Genomic DNA, 22,867 nt, shown 5'->3' with positions numbered 1-22,867 from the left:
GCCAAGCCGCATCGCGCGGCCCGCGCCTGAACGCGCGCCAAAGTTTATGATGTGCGCTTTGTGCGTCAATAAGAACACTGCCCATGTCCATCACTTCCCTGCTGCTCCAATCGCTGCCGGTGCTCGCACAAGGCGCGCTGCTGACGATCAAGTTCGCGATCCTGTCGATGATCTTCGGCCTGATCGGAGGCGCCGTGCTCGCGTTGATGGGCATCAGCCACAGCCGTCCGCTGAACTGGATCGCGCGCGTCTACGTGAGCGTGATGCGCGGCACGCCGCTGCTCGTGCAGATCTTCGTGATTTATTACGGTCTGCCGAGCTTCGGCATTTCGCTCGATCCGACGCCGGCTGGCGTGATCGCGTTGTCGGCGAACGTCGCCGCGTATCTGTCCGAGAGCATGCGCGGCGCGATTCTGGGCATCCACCAGGGCCAGTGGCTCGCCTCGTACAGCCTCGGGCTGTCGCGGCGTCAGACGCTGCGCTACGTGATCGCGCCGCAGGCGCTGCGCATCGCGGTGCCGAGTCTGTCGAACAGCCTGATCAGCCTGATCAAGGACACCTCGCTCGTGTCCGTCATCACGGTGACCGAGTTGCTGCGCAGCGCGCAGGAAATCATCGCGTCGACCTACCAGCCGCTGCCGCTTTATCTTGCGGCCGCGGCCGTGTACTGGGTGCTGTGTCAGGTGCTCGAGTGGGCGCAGCGCTGGTATGAGCGGCGGCTGTCGCTGCCGACGCGGCACTGAGCGCCGCCCGCTCCTTTTCTTTGCCCCCAGCGGCTCATTCCCCAGCGAACTTGAGCCCCAACGCCGCGCGCGCCGCGTCGGCCATCGCGATCATGTGTCGGGACGTGTCGTGCGGCATCAGCGGACTCTCCAGCACACCCGCGCGAATCAGCTCGCAAAAGTGCGCGGTCTCGTAGTTCAAACCGCCGCCTTCGAACGGTTCGTCGAGTTCGACGACGCGGCCATCCGCGTAACGGATCGTCGCGCGCGACGGGTTCCACCACGGCTCGTGCAGCGTCACGTGACCGCCTTGGGCCATCAGCAGCGCATCGCCCTTGCCATGCAGATCGAGCCCGCAGAATAGTTGCGCGATGCCGCCGCGCTCGTGCTGGCTGTTCAGACTCGCGAACGTATCGACGCCGGTCGCGCCAAGCCGGCCGAAGGTCTGCACGTCGCGTGGCGCGCCGAGCCAGTCAACCGCGAGAAACATCTCGTAGATGCCAATATCGAGCAGCGCGCCGCCCGCATGCTCGACTGACAGCGACGGATGATCGGCCGGCACGCCCGGCACCGAGCAGCCCGCGCGCACGAGCCCGACCTGGCCGATCGGCTCGGCCGCGAGGCGCTCGCGCAACCTTCTGTAGAGCGGATAGAACGACGGCTTCATCGCTTCCATGAAGAGCCGTTGCGAAGCGCGCGCGGAGTCGAGCACGCGCTCGAGCTGCGGACGATTGATACACGCGGGTTTCTCGCACAGCACGTGCAGCCCGGCTTGCAACGCGGCGATCGCATAGTCGGCGTGACTGTCCTGCAGCGTCGCGATATAGAGCGCGTCGATGCCGCTCGCGAGCAGAGTGTCGAAACTGTCGCAGACGGCGCCGCCGAATTCATCGGCGAACGCCTGGGCCGGTTCCACGCGACGCGACCACAGCGCCGCGAGCCGCGTCCGCGGCACGAACGCGAGCCCTTGCGCGAAGCGGCGCGCAATCCGGCCGGTGCCGACGATCCCCCAGCGGATCTCGCGCGATGAAGTGGTGTCCTGCGTTGCCCGATCGGTCGCTTGGGTGGTGGCTGCGTACGGTGCCGCTGTCGTATCTGTCATCGTGTGTGCAAAGGTCCATGCGGTTCGGAACAGCCGCTATTGTCACCGATGCCGCTTGCGAACGCGGCGAACCCGGCCAATCGAACCATGCGGCATCACTGCCGCGCACCGACCTTCGACACCCCACCCCGCCGCTCCCGCGGCCGGACGTTCACAGATACGCTCAGCCCGCGCTCGCAATCACGCTCAAACCCGCGCTGGCGGCTCCGATGAAAACCGCCCGCCGACCTCCTCGGCCGCGTAATCGATCATCGCGAGCGCAGCGATCTCGGCCTCCTTCGGATCGCGCCGCTCGATCGCTTCGATGACGCGCTGATGCGACGCGATCGCACTCTCCCACAGCCCTTCCCGGTCGTGCACGATCGGATTGAGGGTCGACAGTGCGCCGCGAACGATCGCCGCCATCTGCTTAAAAAACTGGTTGCCGCTCGCGATCACGATGCGCGTATGGAACAGCTCGTCGGCTTCCTGATAGCCGGCCTCGCCCGGACGGATCATGCGAAACGCCTCGAACGCCTCGCGAATCGCCGCGACGTCCGCGGCACTGCCGCGCGCGGCCGCCTGCGCCGACGCGCGCGGTTCGATCAGGATGCGAAACTCGATCACGTCACGCAGAAACATCGGATCGGGCTTCGCGCGGAAACGCCAATTGACGACGTCCTCGTCGATCATGCGCCAGTCGCTCATCGGCCGGATGCGCGTGCCGATCTTCGGCCGCACGTCGAGCATGTCGCGCGCGAGCAGCATCGATAGCGCCTCGCGCATCACGGTGCGACTCACATCGAATTCCTTCGACAGCACATCCTGCGGCGGCAGAATCGCGCCGTATTTCTCCTCGACGATGCCGCTGACGAGCCCGTCCATGACTTTGCTCACCAACGAGCGATCCTTGTTTGCGTGTTCCATGACATATCCCCGAAGCGGTGTTGACCCCGCGTGGCCTGTTGATGAAGGGCCCGTACGTATCTGTTATGCAAGTAGGATCATTTTTCGATACGTTGCAAGCTTCGAAACGGATGCGCCAGTTGGGACACTTCCTGACAGGGTTATCCCTCTGAAGATTTGTTTCGTTCGTGTAACGCCATCTGTTTCGCCAGGCACAAAGCTCGCCCGTCAAAGCGTGCCTGCGTTGTGGGGTTTGAATTGTGCGCATTCGCACGTTGGCGTGATGAAATTGTCTGATTTGCACGGACGCGGTCGGACGCCTGCGTGTTCCGGCGAACAAGGATGTCGTGCGAAGCGCAAGCGGCGCAGCTGGGTCCGCGGCGCGCGGACGCCGTATCACGCCGTATCACGCCGAGTCTTCGTTCGACGCGCTCGCCGCGACCGACGCATAGCGGCTGCCGAAGAACAGCAGCGGCGCGTGCTCGTCGAGCGAGAACACCAGCACCTCGCCGACGAACAGCGTATGGTCGCCGCACGGATGGCGGTCCACCACGCGCGCGGCGAAGCGCGCGGCCGCATGCTCGAGCAGCACGACGCCGGCGAGGCCGTCGACCGCCGCGAAGCGCGGCGCGCAAGACGGCGCGAAGCGGCTCTGCGCCTCGCCCGCGAAATGCCGGCTGTGCGGCTCCTGCGCCTCCGACAGCACGCTGACGCCGAACAGCTCGGCGTCCATCAGCCGTGCATGCATGCGCGCACGATGCCCGACCGACACGACGATCAGCGGCGGCTTCAGGGACCCGGGTATGCGCGCGACACACAGTGCGGCCTGGGCGGCCCTGTCTGTCCGCGCGTGCTCCCTACGCTTCTCCGAACGGACGCAACGCCCCCGCGGCGCAATGTTCATCGTGCTCCGGCTGCTGCCTGTGCAGCTCGCCGTCGAGCGTCGCGCTGTCGGGCTGACGCAGCTTCGTGAAGCCGCCGCGATAGACCTTCTCGACGTAGGACATGATGTTTTCCTGCGCCACCGACGACAGGATCGCGTGATCGGTGTGCTTGCAGAAGGCCACGTGAATGCGCGTGAAGCGCGCGAGCCGCGTGCCGCGCACGCCGAAGTAGCGCTCGAGCTCCTCGACGCCTTCGTCCAGCACACCGAACACCAGGTGCGTGTCGACGCCTCGTGCTTCGAGGTTCGCGAACAGATGCCGCTCGTCACGCGCGCCGAGTTCGAGGCCACACAGTTGCTCGATCCGGTCGGCCAGCGTTTGGCCGGTCCGCGCGAGCTGGCGTACCACCAGCACGCGCACGAGGCCCCAGCCGCCCGTCTCGCCCTTGAGCACACGCAGCCATTTGCCCGGCTGCTTCATCGAGCGCATGTAGTTGCGCGTCGAGCCGAACGCGGACACCGGGATCATCGGCTTGCCGTGTTCGTCGCAGACGTTATGCCATCTGAACTTCTGCACGTTGACGATGACCGCGCCCACCACCGCCGCTTCGCGCGTCGCCGCATGCAGGCCGGTGTAGGCGCCCGAGCAGATGCCGAGCAGCAGCGCGCCCGCATGACCGCGCGCGGCAAGCCAGCGCGATGCGCACGCAGCGTCGCCGGCACTCGACTGAGAGTACAGCGCGTCGAGGCTCAACGTGTCGCACGACGGCATGCTGTCGCCGACACCACCGACGTCGATGCGCAGCGACGCGATCCCCTGGCGTGCGAGACGCCGCGCGAAATGCACGCCGAAACGCCCATTGCCGATCCGCGACACCGCGCCGGTATTGAGCAGCAGCACCGCCGGGGCGCGCGCCGCCGCGGCGCCGTCGGGCCGGCAGTAGATGCCGAACACCTTGCCGTCGTTCAGCCACACCGGCGTCTCGTGCAGCCTCGGCGCGACATAGTGGCCGCCCGCCGGCTCTTCGCCTCGCTCGGGCACGCGCGTCAGCGTTCGGGCCGTTTGCGCGCTCCCCGCCAGCAGCCAGTTCTCGATGGTCTCGAACGCGGCGTGCGGTATTTCGCTTTCGAGCGGTTCCATCATGAAGCGGCTGTATTCGTCGAACGGGTGACGCTCGAGCTCGACGCCATGTTCGCTGTAATGCGCGGCGAGCGCACCGGCGCGCGCCGGGTTCAGTGAATCGAGCAGCAGCACGCGCGCGGCCGGCCGGCTCGTCGCGCGATACAGATCCGCCGCGAGCAGGCTTTGCAGCGTGTCGCGATACATGCGGAAGCCATACGCTTCGACGAACTCGTCGGTATCCGGCTCGACCACGCAATCCATCGCGGCCGGATCGTTCAACCACTGCCGGTAATGCGCGCGCAATTCGCGCTGGTAAGTCTTGCCCGACAGCACCGGCGACATCAGCACGAGACCGTGCACATCGCCAAGTTCCTGCGCGGCAAGCGCGGCCAGCATGCCGCCGAGACGCAGACCGCACACGCTGACACGCTCGACGCCGGTCGCCTCGCGCAACTGCGCGACCGCCTGCTTGACGCTGTCGATCCATGCGCGCCACAGGCCGGCGTCGGTCGGATCGCCGGCTGAATCGCCGGTCGCCGGGTAGTCGAAGCGCAGCACCGGCATGCCGCGCGCGGCGAGGCGCTCGGCGAGCCGGCGCATGCCGCGATACGTGCACAGCGTGTCGTAGCCAAACGGGGAACACATCACAACGCCATCCGGGCCGTTGGCTGGATGCAACCAGCCGAATTTGCCGTCGAAGACGATGGGTCTCACAGTCCGCTCCTTACTCTTCCTTTTCAAGTGATTACAACAAAGGTCCTCTCGCGCATATGTGCGTCGCGCCACATTGGTTTGGGCTCCGAATCGCGCTGCGCTGGCGTGTGTGTCGAGGAGCGTGCTGTGCAGTGCAGCATGCCCCGCGCGTGGACCGACGCGCGGCGGATCGCGTCGCTCATGCGCTGTAGTCGATGCCGGCGGCTGCGTGCAGCGTGCCGCGCAATACGTGATGGAGACGGCGCGGGCGCGCCCGGGCATGCTCCGCAATGCGGTGCGCGCGGCCGTCTCGTGGCCAACGACCGCGCTACCCTATGACCATTGCCATTTAACCCCCTCTCGATCGCGGCTATCTGTACGGCCACCCACACAGTCACGCGGCGCCCGGGGGCAAGATGCAAGACCTGCGAAGCGTTGATGCCGCCGCGTGCGTCCGCGCGGCCCTTCTCACCGGCCCGGCAATGGAACATGGAACGAAGCATCGTCAGGAACATCTTCATCAACTTTGCCGGCGCCGTCGCGCCGACCTTCGTTTCCCTCGTGACCGTGCCCACCTACATTCATCTGCTGGGCGCCGAGCGTTACGGGGTGATCAATCTGGTGTGGGCGCTGATCGGCTACTTCAGCGTCCTCGATCTGGGCACCAGTCTGGCGACCGAAAACCAGATCGCCAAGGCTCGCGCGGCCAGCTACGATTCGATCGAACCGATCTTCTGGAGTGCGTGGTTCATGAATCTCGGTACCGGCATCATCGGCGGCGCGCTGATTTATGCCGGAGCCATCGTCTACATCACCTACGGCGTGAAAATCGAGCCGACGTTCCAGCATGAAGTGATGGCGAGCCTGCCGTGGATCGCGGTCGCTGTGCCGATCGCGAACGTGACCTGGGTGTTCGCGGGCGCGATTACCGGCGTCGAGTGCTTCACGAGCTACAACATCAACCAGACGCTCGGCACCGCGCTGTTCCAGTTGCTGCCGATCGCGGCGGTCCTCTGTTTTTCGCCGTCACTCGCGATCGCGATTCCAGCCGCCGTGATCGCGCGTTTCGTCAGTGGCCTGATGCTGGGGGTGGCCGCCATTCGCGCGCTCGGCATTCGCCGTATGCGGATGCCGCAATGGCGCTTGATGATCGGGCTGTTCCGCAACGGCCGCTGGCTGCTGATGTTTTCCGGCGCCAACATGATCGCGTCGACGCTCGACCGCGTGTTCATCGGCGGACTGCTCGGCGCGCGCTTCGTCACTTACTACGCGACGCCGCAAAACCTGATCAATCGATTGAACCTGCTGCCGCTCGCGATGGTGCGCACCCTGTTTCCGCGACTGTCGGCGGCGTCGCGCGAGGATGCGGACGCGCTCGCGCACAACGCGCTCGCGTTTCTCAATGGAGCATTTACGCCATGTGTGATCATCGCGCTGTTCGCCCTGAAGCCGTTCTTGCTGCTGTGGCTCGGACCGCAGCTCGCCGCCGCGGCGCCGGTCGCGAGCGTGCTGATCCTCGGCGTATGGCTGAGCGGCCAGTCGAGCATCCTCGGCAGCCTGTTGCAGGCGCAGACCCATCCCGTGGCAGTGGCGAGCGTCAACTGGCTCCAGTTGCCGTTCTTTACCGGCGCGTTATGGTGCGGCATCCACTGGTTCGGTATCATGGGCGCGGCGGTCGTCGTCGTGCTGAAGGTGCTGCTCGATTACTCGGTATTGCTCGCGTTCTCACGGCTGCATGCATGGACGATCGTGCGCAACATGCTCGCGCATCTCGCGTTTCTGCTCGTCGCGCTCGCGCTCGCGGATTCGATCAGCGCGTTGCTGTTGGCGATCGTCGTCGCGCTCGCGTTGAGCGCGGCGAACTTCGGCATGTCGCTGCGCGGGTCGAGCGAGTTGCGCGACGCGCTTTACAGACTCTGGCTGCGTTGCGCGCCGTCGTCCGGACGGGCACAAGGCTGAGTCCCGGCGCGCGCAATCAATGACGCCGGTCCACCGCTTGTTCACGGTCGGTGGACCTGGATGCCAAGGCTGAAAACACGTACCCAGCCGACGCGGCATCACAACAGTTCGAACGTATTGACGAACGATGCGCCGTCGCGCTCGCGGCGCCTCAGACCGAAGCGCGCCTGAGCGCCGCGCACCTGACGCGTGAGACCGATGAACGGCATACCGTGTTCGAGGTACGGTCCCTCCGTCTTGCGAAAGCCGAACTGCTCGTAGAACCCGCGCAAGCCAAGCGGTGCGCTCACGCGCGTGGCGCGGCCCGGCCAGCGTTGGGCCACCGCTTCGAGCACACGCTCGATCAGCATCTCGGCGGTGCCGTCGCCGCGCCGCAGCGGACTCGTCAGCACCTTGTCGACCGTCACTTCCGGATCTTCGGAATCGCCGGGCTGCACCCGCGCATAGGCTAGCACCGGCATCGGCCGCGCCATGTCTTCGACCGCGAACACATGCAAGGCCTGCTCGTCGCGACCGTCCGCGTCGAGGCACACATGCGACTGCTCGACGACGAATACCGCACTGCGCGCACGCAGCACGACATACAACTCACGTACAGATAGCTGATCGAACTCCAGCGTTTTCCAGTTCATCACGCCCCCGGCTGTCAAAAATTTTCGGCGGGTCCGGCAATGCCTGCCGTGCGCGACGGCAGGCCGATCCATGACGGTCCCTCATCATCGACTACACGGTAACGTGCGCGAAAGATGTGCTTCCGTGCGCCATCGCACTGACGCTCGGGGTTGAGAATTGTTAAATACGAGCCAACGTAGCGCAGCCTTGCCACGTGCGCCCGGTATCGCGGATGGCATCACGTAGGCCCGCCTGCAACACCGCACTGCACCATCGCGAACGCACGCCGCGGTCTTCGCACCGCACGAACTTACACACGAAAATCAGGTGCCGACGTCATTCGACCTCGGCGCCCATCGGCAGACCTTCGACCATATGGGGAGCACTGCATGAAAACTGCATTGAGACGCATCCTTTCTGAATCCGCACGCCTGGATGTCCCAGTGGAAAGCCTCGCCGACGATGCCGACCTCTATGCTGCCGGACTCTCATCGCTCGCGACCGTGCATCTGATGCTTGCCATGGAAGACGAATTCAACGTCGAAATTCCTGACCGTATGCTGACGCGCCGCCTGTTCTCGAGCATCGACTCGATGGCCGCCGCGATGACGGAGTTGCAGCAGGCCAAGGCGGCAGCATGAGTGCGCCGCTGCTGGGTCAGGCCGCCGCAGCGGCCTGCGGGGCGGCGTCGAACTCGACTACTGACACACGGACCGGCGATGGCCAGGGCGCTGGCACCGGGGCGCTGAGCGCGCTCGATACCGGTCCCGAATGGCGTGCTGCAGCGCATCGTTGCGCGGCGATCGCCTCGCAGTACGCGGACGCCGTGGACCGCGAGGCGCGCTTTCCGGTCGAGGCGTTCGACGCGCTCAAGGCCGAGCGTTTGCTGTCGGCGATGGTGCCGACCGCTTTCGGCGGCGCGGGCCTGTCGCTTGCCGATATCGGTGCGATCTGCGAAACGCTCGCGCAGGGCTGCGCATCGACCGCGATGATCTATGCGATGCATCAGATCCAGGTCGCGTGCATCGACTCTCATCGCGGCGCCTCCGCCTGGCAAGCGAGCCTGCTTGCACAACTGGCCGAGCAGCAATGGCTGCTCGCGTCGGCGACGTCGGAAGAGACGATCGGCGGCAACATGCGCACGAGCGCGTGCTCGGTGGAGCTCGATGGCGCGCGTTTTCGGATCGAAAAGCTCGCACCGACGATCTCGTACGGCGCGCACGCCGACGGCATCCTCGTGACCGCGCGGCGCACCGCCGACGCGGCCGCGTCCGACCAGGTGCTGATCGTCGCGCTGCGCGCCGATACGCAGCTCGAGCGGCGCGGCGGCTGGGACGCGATGGGCATGCGCGGCACCTGCAGCGAGGGCTTCCGGCTCGTCGCGACGGGACTGGCCGAACAGATCCTCGCGACGCCGTTCGCCGACATCGCCGATCAGACCATGCTGCCCGTGTCGCACACGCTGTGGGCGTCGGTATGGACCGGCCTCGCCGTCGACGCGGTCAATCGCGCGAAAGCGTTCTTCCGCGCGCAGGCGCGCGCGAAGCCCGGCACGATGCCGCCGGCGGGCCTGCGGCTCGCCGAAGCGGTCGGGCTACTGCAGATGATGCAGGCGCGTCTATCGGTCGCGCTGGAGGCCGCGCGCGCCGCGCATCAGGCACGCGAGGGCGCGATCCAGGCGGACGCCCCGCTCGCGGCGATGCTCGGTTTCGCGTCGGACATGAACACGCTGAAGACCAGCATTTCGACCACCGCGCTGCAGGTCGTACAGGAAGTGCTGATGATCTGCGGCATGGCGGGCTACAAGAACGGCACGCCCTATAGCGTCGGCCGCCATCTGCGCGACCTGCACTCGGCGCCCTTGATGATCAATAACGACCGTATCGCGCAGAACACCGCGAGTCTGCTGCTCGCGCAACGTCCTGCCGCGCCGGGGAGACCCTGAATGAAGCTGATGACCGATACCGCCGCTATCGCCGCGGCCGCCGCCGCCACGGACGTGGGGCCTTCGCTCACGCTGCGCGACGAGATGCTGGTCGCCGGCCTGCTGATCGATACCGGTGAAAACGGACTGTATGGCCGCAGCCAGGTTTTCGAGGACGTGATCGAGCGACTGAACCTCGCGATTACGCAGCTGGGTAAAGATCAGCAAGCCGAAGTATTGCGTTTTCCGCCCGCGATGCGCCGCACCGACTTCGAGGATAGCGAATACCTGAAGAGCTTTCCGAATCTCGCGGGTACCATCCATTCGTTTTGCGGCGACGACATGGGCCACCACCGTCTGCTGCGCGCGCTCGACGATGCGATGGCCGGCAGCGACGACGACCGCGGCGACGCGTGGCTCGCGCAACAGAAACCGACGCGCGTCGTGCTGACGCCGGCCGCCTGCTATCCGATCTATCCGGTGATGGCGCGGCGCGGCGCGCTGCCCGCCGACGGCCGCACCGTCGACGTGCTGTCGTACTGCTTCCGTCATGAGCCGTCGCTCGATCCGGGCCGCATGCAGATGTTCCGTCAACGGGAATACGTGCGTCTCGGCAGCCCCGAGCAGGTGATGGCGTTCCGGCAGATGTGGATCGAGCGCGGCTCGCTGCTTGTGAAGCTGCTAGGCTTGCCGGTCGAAGTCGATCTCGCGAACGATCCGTTCTTCGGCCGCGGCGGCAAGATCGTCGCCGATAGTCAGCGCGCGCAAGCGCTCAAGTTCGAGTTGCTGATCGCGGTCGCCGATCCGCGCGGCAAGACGGCCTGCCTGTCGTTCAACTATCACATGGACCACTTCGGCGCGATCTGGAAGATCGCCTGCGAAGACGGCGCGACCGCGCATACGGGCTGTGTCGGCTTCGGCATGGAACGCATCACGCTCGCGCTGTTCCGTCATCATGGGCTCGACGTCGACGCGTGGCCCGACGACGTGCGCGCGCTGCTGTGGGGCGATACCGAGACCCGCGTCGCGGATGCGCTGCAGGCGGCGCAATCTACGCAATCCGCGACCGTCGCCGGGGAGCGCGCATGAATCCATCGCCGACTTCGGCGCTTGCCGGCGCGCTCGCCAACTCGTCGTTGCCGCGACGCCCAGGCGATCCGCCGACGCATCAGCAGACCCACGCGGTGCCCGGTGCCGGCACGCAGTTGCGCGAGCACGTAGCGCACGCGCTGCATCAGGGCGAACGCGTTTGGCAGGAGACCAACTGCTATGTCGATCTGTGGATCGAGCTGCTGCACGGCTTCGGGCTCGATCCGCGCGCGGCGCTCGCGTTCACGGTCACCCAGGATTTCGAAGGCGATCAGTTCACGTTCTTCAAGTTTCCGCTCGATGATCTCGAACGTCTGTATGGCACCCAGGTGCAGGAGCTCGCGATCTACGACTCGCTCGAAGAACGCGTGCTCGCGCAGACGTTGCGCGGCCACACCGTGCTCGTCGAAGTCGACGGCTACTACCTCCCCGATACGCGCGCGACCTCGTATCGCCGCGAGCATCCGAAGACCACGATCGGCATCGACTTCGTCGACACCGCCGCGCGCCGCCTCGGCTATTTCCACAACACCGGCTACCACCGGCTCGAGGGCGACGACTACGACGGCGTGTTTCGCAAGCTGCCGCATTTCACCGCGCAGCCCGATCTGCTGTTTCCATACGTCGAGTTCGCCAAGCAGGCGCGGCCCGCGCTCGAAGGCACCGCGCTCGCGGAGGCGTCGGCGGAACTGCTGTGCGCGCATCTGGAACGGCGTCCGTTGACCAATCCGATTTCGCAATGGCGTGCCGCGTTTCCCGCGCATCTCGATACGCTGTTCGAGCGCGACGAGGCGTACTTCCATCTGTACTCGTTCAATCTGATGCGGCAGCTCGGCGCGAACTTCGAGTTCCTGTCGAAATATCTGCAGTGGCTGTTCGCACAAGGCTTCGAGATCCCGCCGACGATTCCGGCCGCCGCGCAACGCATCGCGTCGGAGTCGATGGTGATGCAGTTCCGGCTCATTCGCGCGATCGCGCGCGGCCGTCGCGATACCTGCGAAGACTGCTTCGACGTGCTTGAAAGCGCTTATGAAAAAACGCTGCCACCGCTGGCCGCTCTGGTGCGCTAATACGGTGATGCGTTGTCGCGCGCACTTCGTGCCGCGCGGTTTTTCCGGGAATTGACCGTGGATCTATCGACACTCGATCCGCCCGCTGACGAGAGCGATGCTGGCCGTGCGCGCGCGACCGGCGCGATCGCGCAAGCGCATGATGCAGGCACTGCCCGCGCCGCGCCCTCGCTATGGCCGCAACGGCTCGACACCGGCTGGGCCTGTCTGAGCACCCCGCCGCACGCCTATGAGTCGCCGGCCGATCTGCCCGCGCAAGGCTGGCTCGCCGCGCAGGTGCCCGGCACCGTCGCGAGCGCGCGGCTCGCCGCCGGTCTGCTCGATGTCGATCACCCGCCACCGCTCGCATTCGACGATCACTGGTATCGCGTCACGCTGATCGGTACGGGGCGGCGCCGCTTGCGTTTTCATGGACTCGCGACGCTCGCGCAAGTGTGGCTCGACGATGTGAAGCGGCTCGATTCCGCATCGATGTTCATCGCCCATGATCTGGATATCGAACTGGATGGCCGCGCGACGCTCGTAATGTGCTTTCGCTCACTGACGCCAGCGTTGGCGGCCAAACGCTCGCGTGCGCGCTGGCGGCCGCGGCTCGTGTCGCCGCCGACGCTTCGCAGCGTGCGCACCACGCTGCTCGGCCATATGCCCGGCTGGTGTCCGTCGATTCAGACGGTCGGCCCGTGGCGTCCGATCGAAATGCTCGGCGACGCGCCGCACGCATTCGACACGATTGATCTGACCAGCCGGCTCGAGCAAGAGGATGGGGTTGTTTCGTTGACTTTACGTTTCGTACGCCCCCACGACGTCGCGGCCTGCCGCGCGACACTTTCTTGCGGCGACCATGTTTCGTCCTTGCAATGGCACGATGCACATACACTCACCGGCGACGTGCGCGTGCCCCACGCGAAACGCTGGTGGCCGCATACGCATGGAGAGCCCACTTTATATCCTCTGACGTTGCAGCTCGTCGACGGCAACGTGATCTCTCAGTCTCTGGGCTCGATCGGCTTTCGTCGTCTCGAAGTGGACCGCGGCGCCGATGCTGCGGGTTTCGCCTTGCGCGTGAACGAAGTGCCCATATTCTGTCGCGGCGCGTGCTGGACCAGCGCCGATCTCGTCACGCTAGCAGGCACCGAAACGCAATTGCGCCATACGTTCGAGCTCGCGCGCGCCGCTGGCATGAACATGCTGCGCGTCGGCGGCACGATGCTCTATGAGTCCGATCTGTTTTATGCGCTCGCCGACGAGTATGGCCTGCTGATCTGGCAGGACTTCGCGCTGGCGAATTTCGACTACCCGAACGATGCCGCGTTCAGCGTGCTGATCGAGCGCGAAGCGAGCCAGTTCCTGAGCCGCACGCGTCGCTTTGCCTCGCTCGCGGTGCTGTGCGGCGGCAGCGAGGTCGACCAGCAGGCGGCGATGTTCGGACTGCCCGCGGCGCAGCGAGCGCAAGCGTTGTTTACCGAGCTGCTGCCCGCGCTCGTCGCGCGCGATCGCGAGGACGTGCCCTATGTCAGCAATTCGCCGTCGGGCGGCGCGTGGCCGTTTTCGACTAGCGAGGGCGTCACGCACTATTACGGCGTCGGCGCGTATCAGCGCCCGCTCGCCGACGTGCGCCGCGCGCAGGTGCGCTTCGCGGCCGAATGCCTGGCATTCGCCAACGTCCCCGACGAGGCGACGCTGCACGACGCGCTCGGCACGATCCACACGCACGATCCGCGCTGGAAAGCCGCCGTGCCGCGCGATCCTGGCGCAGGCTGGGATTTCGACGACGTGCGCGATCATTATTTGCAGGCGCTTTACGGCGTCGAGCCGGCGCGCTTGCGCTATGAAGATGCGGCGCGTTATCTGGATCTGTCGCGCGCGGTGGTTGCCGAGCTGATCGGCGACGTGTTCGCCGAGTGGCGGCGCGCGGGCTCGTCGTGCGGCGGCGGCCTCGTGTGGCAGTTGCAGGATCTGCGCGCGGGCGCGGGCTGGGGCGTGATCGACGCGACGGGACGGCCGAAAAGCGCGCTGCACGGCTTCGCGCAGACACTGCAGCCGTTGCAGATCACGCTCACCGACGAAGGCCTGAACGGCCTCGATATTCATCTGATCAACGAGCGCGCACAAACGTTTTGCGGCGAACTCGAACTGGTCTGTCTGCGCGACGGCAGCGTGAAAGTCACGTCCGCGCGACGCGCGCTGACGCTTGCCCCGCGCAGCCTGCAACGCATCAGTGCGGCCGCGCATCTGGGCCAGTTCTTCGATTTCACGCATGCGTACCGCTTCGGCCCACGCGCGCACGATCTCACGATTGCAACGCTCTACGATGCCACGAGTGGCGAGATCGTGTCCGAAGCGTTTCATCTGCCCGAGCGTAGCGTGCACGCGCGTGATGACATCGGTATGACCGTCGAGGTCGAACGTCGTGGCGACGGCAGCGGCTGGCAGCTTGCGATCGAAACGAAACGCTTTGCGCGCTTCGTTCATATCATTGACCCCCGTTATCGCGCGGCGCGCGACTGGTTCCATCTCGCGCCGAACCGGCGCTGTGTCGTGCCGCTGCACGCGCTCGAATCGCTGCTGCCGACCGCCTTCGCGGCGTCGCCGCAAGAACTCGTTGCTCCTGCATCAAACGCGGCCTTTAAAGTGGATGAAACATGCGGGGCACCCCAGGGGGAAGTCCGCGCGATCAATGCGCTATCCGCCATTTTCTACGGCTAGTGGTCATTCCGAACTAGTCGCACGTACGCGAAGCGCCCCAAAGCTCGCTTCGCAGGTCTCGAACTGTCTGCCCGGCTCGCTCACTGTTGGCTCGAACGCGACTGTTGCCTGCTCTGAAAGGCCTTACGTGCGACAGCGCACGCACTCCATTTAACACTTCTGAATCATTTCCGGCACTTCACGAGGAGCGCTTCAAAACGTGCATGCGGCGCCAGGTTCAAATCTGAGACAGCTTCGACAGCACCCCAGTTTTTGGCCGTGAAGCCTTTGATATCAAGGGATTCGCCCAAACCCAAAGCTTTCATACGATGCATTCCCCATCCGGCGGGGGTGTGCAGAACTGAAACAAAAGGCCGCTTTTACTCTCCCGACGCGCTCCGGGTTTCTTCGCTGCGCCGCATCAGCAGGCGTTTTCCCTAACGTTGGCACGGTCCTCGCTACTACCTCAACGCAACAGAGTGTCACCGCACACGAGCGCAACAACAGAGGCGGTGGCAGACAGGCCTAAAACGGGGCCGATGCCGTTCATCCTGGCTGCCCGCCGGGCAGCCCACTTCCGAGGATGCGGGCATCGGATCAAATAAACGGAGAGAGTCGCGCGAGGCGCGACTTTCATGCGAGGACCGATCATGTTGACACTTCAATCCGATTTGCACGGTAACCATCTGCTGGGCGCAATGCCGTCGCACGAATGGCAGGCACTAGCTCCCCACCTCGAACTGGTTCATCTGCGCACCGAGCAACTGCTATGCGACTCGGGTCAACGGATCCATCATGTGTACTTCCCCACCACCGCGATCATCTCGATGCTCTCGACGATGGAAGACGGCAGCTCCGTCGAGATCGCCGCGGTCGGCCGCGAAGGCATGACCGGCGTGCCGGTCCTCACGGGCGGCGAAACCATGCCGAACCGCGTACAGGTGCAATGCGCGGGCTTCGCCTACCGGATGAGCGCACAGGCGCTCAAGCAGCAGTTCGCGCGGTCCGACTTTCTGCGCCGCCTGATGCTGCTGTATATGCACGCTCTTCTGACCCAGGTCGCGCAGACCGCCGCGTGCAATCGCCATCACGCGCTCAACAAGCAACTGTGCCGCTGGCTGCTGATCGAGGTGGACCGCGTGGCGTCGAACGATCTGACCGTCACGCAGCAGCTGATTGCCGACATGCTCGGCGTGCGCCGCGAAGGCATCACCGAAGCGGCCGGCAAGCTGCACGACGAAGGCCTGATTCATCATAGCCGCGGTCATATCAAGGTGCTCGACCGCAAGGGCCTCGAAGCCCGCGCGTGCGAATGCTACGGCCTCGTGAAACGCGAATTCGATCGTCTGCTGCCGCGACTGCGCCAGGCCGAGACCGTCGAATAAGCGGCACGCGGCTCGATGACCGTGGTCGATTTGCCTATGTTCAGGATTACTGCTCGATGTCTCGACGCACTGTTCGTGATTGCAGGCGGTCTGCTCGCCCACTGGATGCGCTTCTCCGCGCCGATCGCGTTCGCCGATACCGAGCGTCTTCTGATCGCGTTCAAGTGTGTGCTGGTTCTGTTGCTGTTTCCGGGCTTCGGGGTCTATGAGACGTGGCGCGGCAAGGCGCTCGCGCCGGTGCTCGCGCGAATCGCCGCCGCGTGGCTCATGGTGGTCGCGACCGCGCTCCTGCTCGCATTCACGCTGCATCGGACGGATGCGGTGTCGCGCCTGTGGCTCGGCTACTCGACGCTGATCTCGGGCGCGTTGATCATCGCGACACGCTGCATCATGCACGTGGTGCTGCGCTTCGTACGTCGCCGCGGCATGAACGCGCGCACCGTCGCGATCGTCGGCGCACCGGGGTTTGCGCGCACGCTGCTCGCGCATCTCGAGCATGCGCCGCAAGCGGGCTTCAAACCGGTGTGCGTGTTCGACACCAGCGTGCAAGGCCACGACGCGTATGGCGCGCGTCTGACCCGCCTACCCGTGCTGACGGATCTGGAAGCGTTCGCGACGAAGGTGCGCAATGAACGCGTGAACGAAGTGTGGCTTGCGTTGCCCCTTTCCGAGGAACACACGATCTACCGCTTCACGCGCACCTTCAGACACGACTTCGTCAATCTGCGCTTCATTCCCGACGTGCGCAGTCTGTCGCTGTTCAATCATGCGATCGTCGATGTCGTCGGTTTGCCGACGCTGAATCTGAGCGCGACGCCATTCTCGTCGCCGCAGATGTGGCCCAAGCTGATGTTCGACCGCCTGTTCGCGGCGCTCGCGCTCTTCGTGCTCGCGCCGGTGTTCGTCGTGCTCGCGATCGGCATCAAGCTCACGTCGCCGGGACCGGTGTTTTTCCGGCAGATCCGCAAGGGCGTCGACGGCCTGCCGTTCGCCATCTACAAGTTCCGCTCGATGACCGTGCACCAGGAAGAGCGCGGCCAGATCACGCAGGCGACTCGCAACGACTTGCGCGTGACGAAGCTCGGCAGCTTCATGCGCCGCACGAGTCTCGACGAGTTGCCGCAGTTTCTGAACGTGCTGCTCGGTCAGATGTCGGTGGTGGGTCCGCGTCCGCATGCGGTCGAACACGATGATCTGTACAAGGACCAGGTATACGGCTACATGCACCGTTACCGCATCAAGCCCGGCATCACCGGCTGGGCCCAGGTCAACGGCTATCGCGGCGCGACCACCAAGGTCGAGAAGATGGAAGCGCGCGTGAAGTTCGATCTCTTCTATATCCAGAACTGGTCGTTCTGGTTCGACATGAAGATCGTCTTCATCACGATTTTCAAGGGCTTTGTTGGCCGCAACGCGTTCTGACCATGCCATCGAGGGAATCGCATCCGGGAGTGTCGGTCATCGTGCCGGCACTGCGACGCATACGAAGTGCGGGTACTGAAGGCGGTGCGCTGAAGGATCGCCGGAATGCGCCTGCGTTTCATTCGAGAAAAACACCCAACCGCGCAACAACGCGTACACGCCGCTGCGAATGGAAGCGCCAACTCGGGCGGCCCGATCGACAGCCGCCGTCGTTGACGCAAGATGAGCAGCCGCGACGGACCACTTCATGGACGGGTCCGCCGCGTGGCACCGCCTCTACAGGAACGCGCTGACATCGGTCTGAAACCGTACCGCGAGCGCCTTGGCGACTTTCTTGCTGATCGCGCGGCGCCCCGCGAGAATATCGCTGACCACGGTCGGCGACGCGATGCCGGCCAGATCCTTCTGCTTGAGACCATGCGTGATCAGCAGATGGCGCAGGACCTCGCGCGGCTCCGCTTTTGGCATCGTCAGGTTGCGCGCTTGCCAGTGACCGACCAGTTCCGTCACGATCGCGTGCAGATCGGCGAGCGGATCGTTGTCGTGGCCGCTTAGATGATCGGACAGGGAGTTGGCGACTCGCACCATCTGGTGATAATCCTCTTCGGTGCGAATCGGCGTGATCGGCAACTGGCTCTTCAGCGCAGCCCACGTTGCGGAGATGTCGGGAAAAGGTCCCGGAAGGCGATCGGCATTCATGAGTTTAAATTCATCCTCGTCCAAAAAGCCGTCGGCGCGTTAATCGGTGACGCGCGAATGACGACTGCCTGTTGTAGTGAATCGCCGTTACGCGCAGAATTGCCGGCACGGCGAACTTCGCAGTGAGGAAATTCAGCGATCACGATAGCGAACGTCTGCTTCAGGTCGTTATGGCCACGCGAGGCATGCCGCGCCAGCGAATATCTCGCCCACAGCGCGTGGCGCGCACCCCGATGTCGTTTTTTGAAGTCCAATACTGCCTGCTTGACAATGGCCCGCCGCGGCTGGCATTGCACGCGCGGCGCCTATCGCGCGATACGCGATACGCGCTGCCGACACAAAGCGCGAAGCGGACGCGCCCACACCAAGAGCCGCCCGGACGCGTTGGTCAGAACGGCTCGTTACTGCCCGTTGCGAAATCACTGCATGACGACGAAAACCTCTTTCTCTCCTATCGAAAACTCCACGAGGCGAGAACAGCGAAAGACCCTCACCTCATTGCCTCCACCTGCTTTTCGGCGCCGTGTCGCTGGCGATGCCGAGTTCCCGGGTCGCGAGATCGGGCTGCGCCCATCTCAACTGCTCCCCCAGCTCCATCGCCGGCAGACCCTGAGCGACCGCCGCAATCGTGCGCGTGACTTCGGCCATGAACGCCCGCCGAAACACCTGAGCCGAAAACCGCTCGGCATTCGCGCGACAGGCCGCCGGCGTGATGTATGCGCTCAAGCGCTCGAAGCGGTCGATCGCGTCGAGCATTGACACCGCCGTCTGACGCGCGAAGAAAACGCCGGTCGGGTGCGGGTCGCCGACCGGCACTACCGTTTCGAGCGCCCCGCCCCTGGCGAACGCAATGACCGGCGTGCCGCAGGCCTGCGCTTCGAGTGGCACGATGCCGAAATCTTCCTCGGCGGCGCACACGAAGGCTCGCGCACGCGCCAGATACTCCTTCAGTACGCCGAATGGCTGATAGCCGAGGACCGTCACGTTCGGTCCTGCCTTCGCGCGGATCGACGCCATCTGCGGCCCGTCGCCGATCGCGATCAGCTTGCGCTGCGGCGTCGCGTTGAACGTCTCGACGATCAGATCGATGCGTTGGTGCGGCACCATCCGCGACACGGTCAGATAGAAATCGTCTTTTTCGGTGCGCAGTTCGAATTCGTTCACATCGACGGGCGGTGGAATCACCGCGGCATCGCGCCGATAGGTTTTCATCATGCGCCGCGCGACCGAATGCGAATTCGCGATCAGACGATCGACACCATTCGTCGACTGCGCGTCCCAGCCGCGCAGATAATGCAGCAACACCCGCGCGGCCCACGACTTCGCCCCGCGCAGCAGATTCGCTTCGCGCAGATACTGATGCTGCAGATCCCACGCATATCGCATCAGCGAGTGCACGTAACTGATGTGCGTCTGATGAGGGCCGACCAATACGCCCTTCGCGACTGCGCAAGAACTGGTGATGATCAAGTCATAGCTCGACAGATCGAACCGTTCGACGGCGAGCGGCATCAAGGGCAAATAGGCGCGATAACGACTGCGCGCAAACGGCAGGCCTTGAATGAACGACGTGGTGACCGGCTTACCGGCAAGCGGCGTGCGATCTTCGAGGAAATCGACGACGCTGAAAACGTCGGCGTCGGGAAAGCACTCGATGATCTGCCCGAGCACTTTCTCGGCGCCGCCGGGAGCGACCAGCCAATCGTGCACGATCGCCACTTTCATATGCCGTCCTATCTGTCACGAATCGCCAGCTGGCCTCAGAGAAGAGTGTATGTGCCACGCTCCTGCCTGTGCGTGCGCGTGCCCACATTCGACGTGCGACAGTACGCGAGTAATTCGGAGAGTCCGTTCGCGTCTGCAAAAACACGGCTTCATTCCCGCGCTTTCGTATGTGCACTACGCCTGACGTATCGCCCCACGCCTGCTCGCCAGTCCAGCCCACACCTTTACGATCGGAGCGCTGCGCGAGCGACGGGCGAGCGACGTCGACGGCCGCAGTGCCTCGCGTGCCTCGCGTGCCGTTTGGCGATCGGAGCACTCAGTTGGGAGGGCCGGGTTCGCCCTGGGGGAATTCGCCGTGCGCTGCACGGCGCGCGACGCAGTGGTGCTGCTGTTGGACGGTCCGTTGCGCGTGCGCTTCGAAGCGCTTGGCGCGCGGATGATCGACGACGCGCGCGTGTCGGGCATCGCGCGGCGGGCCCCGGCGGCTAATTGTCTGCGCACGCTGCCGGGCATTTTCCGCCAGGTGCGCGCGATTGCCGCCGCGGCGGGCGGTATAAGCGGGATCGGGCGGCACGACCGCAACAAAAAACGCGTGTGAACCGTTGGAGCGGCTCACACGCGTCAGAGCGAACAGAAACGCAATTCGCTTAATTCTGGCCGTACTTGATCGTTTGCACGCCGGTGTCCGTGCCGAGCAGGCACAGATTCGCGCCGCGGCCCGCGAACAGGCCAACCGTGACGACGCCGGGCCATGCGTTGATATGCGCCTCGAGCGTGCGCGGGTCGCTGATGCTCAAGCCCTTCACGTCGATGATCTCGTTGCCGTTGTCGGTGATGAACGGCACACCCTCCTTCGTCACACGCACGACGGGCACGCCGCCGAGCGCCGTCACGCGCCGGCCGATCGCGGTGCGCGCCATCGGCACGACTTCGATTGGCAGCGGGAAATGGCCCAGCTTCTCGACGACCTTGCTCGCATCCGCGATGCAGACGAATACTTCCGACACCGACGCGACGATCTTCTCGCGCGTGAGCGCGCCGCCGCCGCCCTTGATCATCGCGCCGCTGTGATCGATTTCGTCGGCGCCGTCGACGTACACCGGCAGCGAGTCGATCTCATTCAGGTCGAGCACTTTGAAGCCGTGCGATTGCAGACGCGCGGTGGTGGCGAGCGAACTCGACACCGCGCCGCGATAGCGGGATTTGGTGGCGGCCAGCGCGTCGATGAAGCAGTTCGCGGTGGAGCCCGTGCCGACGCCGATCACCGAGCCTTGCGGCACGTTGGCATTCACGTAATCGGCGGCGGCCTGGCCGACCAGTTGCTTGAGTTCGTCTTGAGTCATGGGAGAGGCGGGAAAAGCGTGAAAAACCCGTAGTTTACCGGAGTGGCGCGGAGAAGGCCGGGTTTGGGTGGCTTTGTGCCGCGGACCACGCTTGTTTGCCGGACACGATTGGACACATTGAGACACCGGATTCATCCATCGCCCATTTCATACCGCTGTGGTCGCTTGCCAGTTTTTAGGCCCGCGAGACCGCAGATGATTCTGGAATGTCGCAGCAATACGATGAAGATGGTGTGCGCGCGGTGCTCAGTGCCCCGCAACTGGCCGCCGTACTGACGCGCGGACCGATCAGCCAGACGGAGATGCTGACCAACCGGCTATGGGGTGGCCTGCAGGTCGCCGCAGGGCTGACGGGCCAGGAGAAGGCCACGCTGACGCAGCAGAGCACGACGAAGCTTGCCGAGACGCTGAAAGCCCGCTCGGAGCTGGCGAACCAGATTGGCGTGTCGCTCGATATCGTCGTGCCGTTCGGATTTGCCGGCTCGATCAAAGCCGCGCGTGTCGCGCGGATTACGATGGGGCGGATTAGTCTGGATGCGCACGAGACCGAAGCTGGTAGCCTGATCGGCGGACATACGATATTGAAGCATGTGGGGAGGACTGAGGCGCAGTTGCGGGAGAGGCTTAGGTTGGAACCGAAAAGAGACGTAGTATCGTCGTTTCGGGATTTGCAGGCGGCGGAGTGGGCGATCTCGAAGGTGATGGACTCCAACACGCCAAGGATCAGGAGTTGGGCTCAGTCAAACCCGACGCGCCTCTTGATTCTCCATCAGGATCGACGAAACGTCGTACCCACAATTTTATGCATTGCTTGGTGGCTATCTCAATCAGGACTCTGACATTTGGGGAGAGACTGTGGAGGAGATAGTCTCCTGCTTCAAGAGAGAGAGATAGTTCGCCCGAAGAGATCCGGGATACGCTAGCCGAAATAGAGAAATTCAGAAGGGAGGCAGGCGAAAAACTCGATGAAAAAATTTATGATGCGTACGGCTTTGATTTCAACCCCGTCTTATGGGGATACACAACCAGCTCCTTCCTTGATGAATTAGCAAAAATCCTCACCACGTAGTGTCCGAGCGCAACAGCAACAGGTTTATTTTTCTGAAAGAAGGACGTCTGAGTCTTCACCTGGTGAAGACAGGTCTTCGAGGAATTGAAGAGAATTCTCATCACTCAGTGAAGACGAGTCATGCGATCAGATCGCCACCCACGGATGTACGAACCGTTCGGTGCCTATTTCAACCAAGGACTTCGATCTGTGGGGAAACACCATCCCGGAAAATCATCGCGTGCTACAAGAGGGACAGAATTGATCGGCGAAATTGATCTATTCATGAATGCGCACCCGATGCAACTTGATCCCGCTTTCGAAAGGGAATACGACACTGGCTTTTGCCCCAAATTGTGGGGCTACACGACGAAGTCCTTTCTTGATGAACTAAAGTGCCTCCTGCGCAAATAGCTGTATTTTCCGCACTCAAAGCAAAACGCCCGGAACCACCACTGCGTTCCGGGCGCCAACAATCGGCCAACAACAAGAACGACG

The 22,867-nt window shown here is 64.2% G+C and carries 24 protein-coding genes; 14 read left to right on the top strand and 10 right to left on the bottom strand.

The features are described 5' to 3' along the window. The first annotated feature begins 83 nt into the window (after nucleotides 1-83). Nucleotides 84-743, top strand: a complete 660-nt coding sequence (locus OKW41_RS28925) for an amino acid ABC transporter permease (RefSeq protein ID WP_027197491.1) — start codon at nucleotides 84-86, stop codon at nucleotides 741-743. A 34-nt stretch (nucleotides 744-777) separates the two neighbouring features. On the opposite strand, the gene OKW41_RS28920 is transcribed toward OKW41_RS28925, so the two are convergent. From OKW41_RS28920 to OKW41_RS28905, 4 genes are all read right to left on the bottom strand, one after another. Beyond that, nucleotides 778-1,824 carry a Gfo/Idh/MocA family protein gene (locus OKW41_RS28920; RefSeq protein ID WP_429574743.1) on the bottom strand — a complete coding sequence of 349 codons (1,047 nt, stop codon included), beginning with the start codon at nucleotides 1,822-1,824 and terminating at the stop codon, nucleotides 778-780. 186 nt (nucleotides 1,825-2,010) lie between these two features. Further along, nucleotides 2,011-2,730 (bottom strand): FadR/GntR family transcriptional regulator, encoded by a 720-nt coding sequence (locus OKW41_RS28915; protein ID WP_429574742.1) that lies wholly within the window; start codon nucleotides 2,728-2,730, stop codon nucleotides 2,011-2,013. Between the two features lie 385 nt (nucleotides 2,731-3,115). Beyond that, the gene (locus OKW41_RS28910; RefSeq protein WP_429576504.1) at nucleotides 3,116-3,529 is read right to left on the bottom strand and encodes a flavin reductase family protein; all 414 of its coding nucleotides are present in this window, start codon (nucleotides 3,527-3,529) and stop codon (nucleotides 3,116-3,118) included. Between the two features lie 37 nt (nucleotides 3,530-3,566). Next, nucleotides 3,567-5,429, bottom strand: a complete 1,863-nt coding sequence (locus tag OKW41_RS28905) for an alpha/beta fold hydrolase (RefSeq protein ID WP_429574741.1) — start codon at nucleotides 5,427-5,429, stop codon at nucleotides 3,567-3,569. Between the two features lie 468 nt (nucleotides 5,430-5,897). Here OKW41_RS28905 and OKW41_RS28900 point away from each other — a divergent pair, with 468 nt between their 5' ends. After that, the gene (locus tag OKW41_RS28900) at nucleotides 5,898-7,367 is read left to right on the top strand and encodes an oligosaccharide flippase family protein (protein ID WP_429574740.1); all 1,470 of its coding nucleotides are present in this window, start codon (nucleotides 5,898-5,900) and stop codon (nucleotides 7,365-7,367) included. Nucleotides 7,368-7,465: 98 nt separating this feature from the next. Here the strand turns inward: OKW41_RS28900 and OKW41_RS28895 are convergent, their stop codons facing one another. Beyond that, nucleotides 7,466-7,999 carry a GNAT family N-acetyltransferase gene (locus OKW41_RS28895; RefSeq protein WP_429574739.1) on the bottom strand — a complete coding sequence of 178 codons (534 nt, stop codon included), beginning with the start codon at nucleotides 7,997-7,999 and terminating at the stop codon, nucleotides 7,466-7,468. Between the two features lie 369 nt (nucleotides 8,000-8,368). Here OKW41_RS28895 and OKW41_RS28890 point away from each other — a divergent pair, with 369 nt between their 5' ends. From OKW41_RS28890 to OKW41_RS28870, 5 genes are read left to right on the top strand one after another with little or no spacing between them, the layout of a single operon-like run. Next, entirely contained in the window at nucleotides 8,369-8,620 is a 252-nt protein-coding gene (locus OKW41_RS28890) for an acyl carrier protein (RefSeq protein ID WP_013089253.1), read from the top strand. Further along, nucleotides 8,617-9,924 carry an acyl-CoA dehydrogenase family protein gene (locus tag OKW41_RS28885; protein ID WP_429574738.1) on the top strand — a complete coding sequence of 436 codons (1,308 nt, stop codon included), beginning with the start codon at nucleotides 8,617-8,619 and terminating at the stop codon, nucleotides 9,922-9,924. Before OKW41_RS28890 ends, OKW41_RS28885 begins: the two co-directional genes overlap by 4 nt. Further along, entirely contained in the window at nucleotides 9,925-10,992 is a 1,068-nt protein-coding gene (locus tag OKW41_RS28880) for an amino acid--[acyl-carrier-protein] ligase (RefSeq protein ID WP_429574737.1), read from the top strand. It begins immediately after the preceding gene. Then, nucleotides 10,989-12,062, top strand: coding sequence for a DUF1839 family protein (locus OKW41_RS28875; protein WP_429574736.1), 1,074 nt, complete (start codon nucleotides 10,989-10,991; stop codon nucleotides 12,060-12,062). Before OKW41_RS28880 ends, OKW41_RS28875 begins: the two co-directional genes overlap by 4 nt. 57 nt (nucleotides 12,063-12,119) lie before the next feature. After that, a complete protein-coding gene (locus OKW41_RS28870) occupies nucleotides 12,120-14,768 on the top strand; it encodes a glycosyl hydrolase 2 galactose-binding domain-containing protein (protein ID WP_429574735.1) in 2,649 nt (882 codons plus the stop codon). Nucleotides 14,769-14,932: 164 nt separating this feature from the next. Here OKW41_RS28870 and OKW41_RS28865 read toward each other — a convergent pair whose 3' ends face one another. Further along, nucleotides 14,933-15,082: a hypothetical protein gene (locus OKW41_RS28865; protein ID WP_429449474.1), complete on the bottom strand. Its 150-nt coding sequence runs from the start codon at nucleotides 15,080-15,082 to the stop codon at nucleotides 14,933-14,935. 315 nt (nucleotides 15,083-15,397) lie between these two features. Here OKW41_RS28865 and OKW41_RS28860 point away from each other — a divergent pair, with 315 nt between their 5' ends. Together OKW41_RS28860 and OKW41_RS28855 are read left to right on the top strand one after the other, a co-directional pair. Beyond that, nucleotides 15,398-16,132, top strand: coding sequence for a Crp/Fnr family transcriptional regulator (locus OKW41_RS28860; RefSeq protein WP_184044020.1), 735 nt, complete (start codon nucleotides 15,398-15,400; stop codon nucleotides 16,130-16,132). A gap of 36 nt (nucleotides 16,133-16,168) precedes the next feature. Beyond that, the gene (locus OKW41_RS28855) at nucleotides 16,169-17,554 is read left to right on the top strand and encodes an undecaprenyl-phosphate glucose phosphotransferase (RefSeq protein ID WP_429449472.1); all 1,386 of its coding nucleotides are present in this window, start codon (nucleotides 16,169-16,171) and stop codon (nucleotides 17,552-17,554) included. 276 nt (nucleotides 17,555-17,830) lie between these two features. On the opposite strand, the gene OKW41_RS28850 is transcribed toward OKW41_RS28855, so the two are convergent. From OKW41_RS28850 to OKW41_RS28840, 3 genes are all read right to left on the bottom strand, one after another. Beyond that, on the bottom strand, nucleotides 17,831-18,253 hold the full coding sequence (locus OKW41_RS28850) for a helix-turn-helix domain-containing protein (RefSeq protein WP_429449470.1): 423 nt from the start codon (nucleotides 18,251-18,253) through the stop codon (nucleotides 17,831-17,833). Further along, nucleotides 18,250-18,507, bottom strand: a complete 258-nt coding sequence (locus tag OKW41_RS28845; RefSeq protein WP_429574734.1) for a type II toxin-antitoxin system HigB family toxin — start codon at nucleotides 18,505-18,507, stop codon at nucleotides 18,250-18,252. Before OKW41_RS28845 ends, OKW41_RS28850 begins: the two co-directional genes overlap by 4 nt. Nucleotides 18,508-18,748: 241 nt before the next feature. Then, complete coding sequence (locus OKW41_RS28840) at nucleotides 18,749-19,978, bottom strand: glycosyltransferase family 4 protein (RefSeq protein WP_429574733.1); 1,230 nt, start codon at nucleotides 19,976-19,978, stop codon at nucleotides 18,749-18,751. A 379-nt stretch (nucleotides 19,979-20,357) separates the two neighbouring features. Here OKW41_RS28840 and OKW41_RS28835 point away from each other — a divergent pair, with 379 nt between their 5' ends. After that, on the top strand, nucleotides 20,358-20,576 hold the full coding sequence (locus OKW41_RS28835; RefSeq protein WP_429574732.1) for a hypothetical protein: 219 nt from the start codon (nucleotides 20,358-20,360) through the stop codon (nucleotides 20,574-20,576). A 49-nt stretch (nucleotides 20,577-20,625) separates the two neighbouring features. On the opposite strand, the gene rpiA is transcribed toward OKW41_RS28835, so the two are convergent. Continuing rightward, nucleotides 20,626-21,321: a ribose-5-phosphate isomerase RpiA gene (gene rpiA / locus OKW41_RS28830; RefSeq protein ID WP_429574731.1), complete on the bottom strand. Its 696-nt coding sequence runs from the start codon at nucleotides 21,319-21,321 to the stop codon at nucleotides 20,626-20,628. Between the two features lie 206 nt (nucleotides 21,322-21,527). Between rpiA and OKW41_RS28825 the strand changes: the two genes are divergently transcribed. The 4 genes from OKW41_RS28825 (at nucleotide 21,528) to OKW41_RS28810 (ending at nucleotide 22,783) form a co-directional block, all read left to right on the top strand. Beyond that, nucleotides 21,528-22,160 (top strand): RNase A-like domain-containing protein, encoded by a 633-nt coding sequence (locus OKW41_RS28825; RefSeq protein ID WP_429574730.1) that lies wholly within the window; start codon nucleotides 21,528-21,530, stop codon nucleotides 22,158-22,160. Beyond that, on the top strand, nucleotides 22,129-22,215 hold the full coding sequence (locus OKW41_RS28820) for a hypothetical protein (protein WP_429576503.1): 87 nt from the start codon (nucleotides 22,129-22,131) through the stop codon (nucleotides 22,213-22,215). Before OKW41_RS28825 ends, OKW41_RS28820 begins: the two co-directional genes overlap by 32 nt. 13 nt (nucleotides 22,216-22,228) lie before the next feature. Beyond that, nucleotides 22,229-22,390: a contact-dependent growth inhibition system immunity protein gene (locus tag OKW41_RS28815; protein ID WP_429576502.1), complete on the top strand. Its 162-nt coding sequence runs from the start codon at nucleotides 22,229-22,231 to the stop codon at nucleotides 22,388-22,390. A 120-nt stretch (nucleotides 22,391-22,510) separates the two neighbouring features. After that, on the top strand, nucleotides 22,511-22,783 hold the full coding sequence (locus OKW41_RS28810; protein WP_429574729.1) for a contact-dependent growth inhibition system immunity protein: 273 nt from the start codon (nucleotides 22,511-22,513) through the stop codon (nucleotides 22,781-22,783). Nucleotides 22,784-22,867: the final 84 nt, after the last annotated feature.

It is taken from the genome of Paraburkholderia sp. UCT70, from assembly GCF_050434085.1.
In the GTDB taxonomy this organism is placed as follows: domain Bacteria; phylum Pseudomonadota; class Gammaproteobacteria; order Burkholderiales; family Burkholderiaceae; genus Paraburkholderia; species Paraburkholderia tuberum.
The sequence above is the reverse complement of the archived record's forward strand: the minus strand, read 5'-3'. Positions and strand labels throughout refer to the sequence as shown.

Coding starts and splice junctions, on each gene's coding strand:
- OKW41_RS28925 (WP_027197491.1), top strand. CDS start 84: ATGTCCATCACTTCCCTGCTGCTCCAATCGCTGCCGGTGCTCGCACAA.
- OKW41_RS28920 (WP_429574743.1), bottom strand. CDS start 1,824: ATGACAGATACGACAGCGGCACCGTACGCAGCCACCACCCAAGCGACC.
- OKW41_RS28915 (WP_429574742.1), bottom strand. CDS start 2,730: ATGGAACACGCAAACAAGGATCGCTCGTTGGTGAGCAAAGTCATGGAC.
- OKW41_RS28900 (WP_429574740.1), top strand. CDS start 5,898: ATGGAACGAAGCATCGTCAGGAACATCTTCATCAACTTTGCCGGCGCC.
- OKW41_RS28895 (WP_429574739.1), bottom strand. CDS start 7,999: ATGAACTGGAAAACGCTGGAGTTCGATCAGCTATCTGTACGTGAGTTG.
- OKW41_RS28890 (WP_013089253.1), top strand. CDS start 8,369: ATGAAAACTGCATTGAGACGCATCCTTTCTGAATCCGCACGCCTGGAT.
- OKW41_RS28885 (WP_429574738.1), top strand. CDS start 8,617: ATGAGTGCGCCGCTGCTGGGTCAGGCCGCCGCAGCGGCCTGCGGGGCG.
- OKW41_RS28880 (WP_429574737.1), top strand. CDS start 9,925: ATGAAGCTGATGACCGATACCGCCGCTATCGCCGCGGCCGCCGCCGCC.
- OKW41_RS28875 (WP_429574736.1), top strand. CDS start 10,989: ATGAATCCATCGCCGACTTCGGCGCTTGCCGGCGCGCTCGCCAACTCG.
- OKW41_RS28865 (WP_429449474.1), bottom strand. CDS start 15,082: ATGCATCGTATGAAAGCTTTGGGTTTGGGCGAATCCCTTGATATCAAA.
- OKW41_RS28860 (WP_184044020.1), top strand. CDS start 15,398: ATGTTGACACTTCAATCCGATTTGCACGGTAACCATCTGCTGGGCGCA.
- OKW41_RS28855 (WP_429449472.1), top strand. CDS start 16,169: ATGTTCAGGATTACTGCTCGATGTCTCGACGCACTGTTCGTGATTGCA.
- OKW41_RS28850 (WP_429449470.1), bottom strand. CDS start 18,253: ATGAATGCCGATCGCCTTCCGGGACCTTTTCCCGACATCTCCGCAACG.
- OKW41_RS28840 (WP_429574733.1), bottom strand. CDS start 19,978: ATGAAAGTGGCGATCGTGCACGATTGGCTGGTCGCTCCCGGCGGCGCC.
- rpiA (WP_429574731.1), bottom strand. CDS start 21,321: ATGACTCAAGACGAACTCAAGCAACTGGTCGGCCAGGCCGCCGCCGAT.
- OKW41_RS28825 (WP_429574730.1), top strand. CDS start 21,528: ATGTCGCAGCAATACGATGAAGATGGTGTGCGCGCGGTGCTCAGTGCC.
- OKW41_RS28810 (WP_429574729.1), top strand. CDS start 22,511: ATGCGATCAGATCGCCACCCACGGATGTACGAACCGTTCGGTGCCTAT.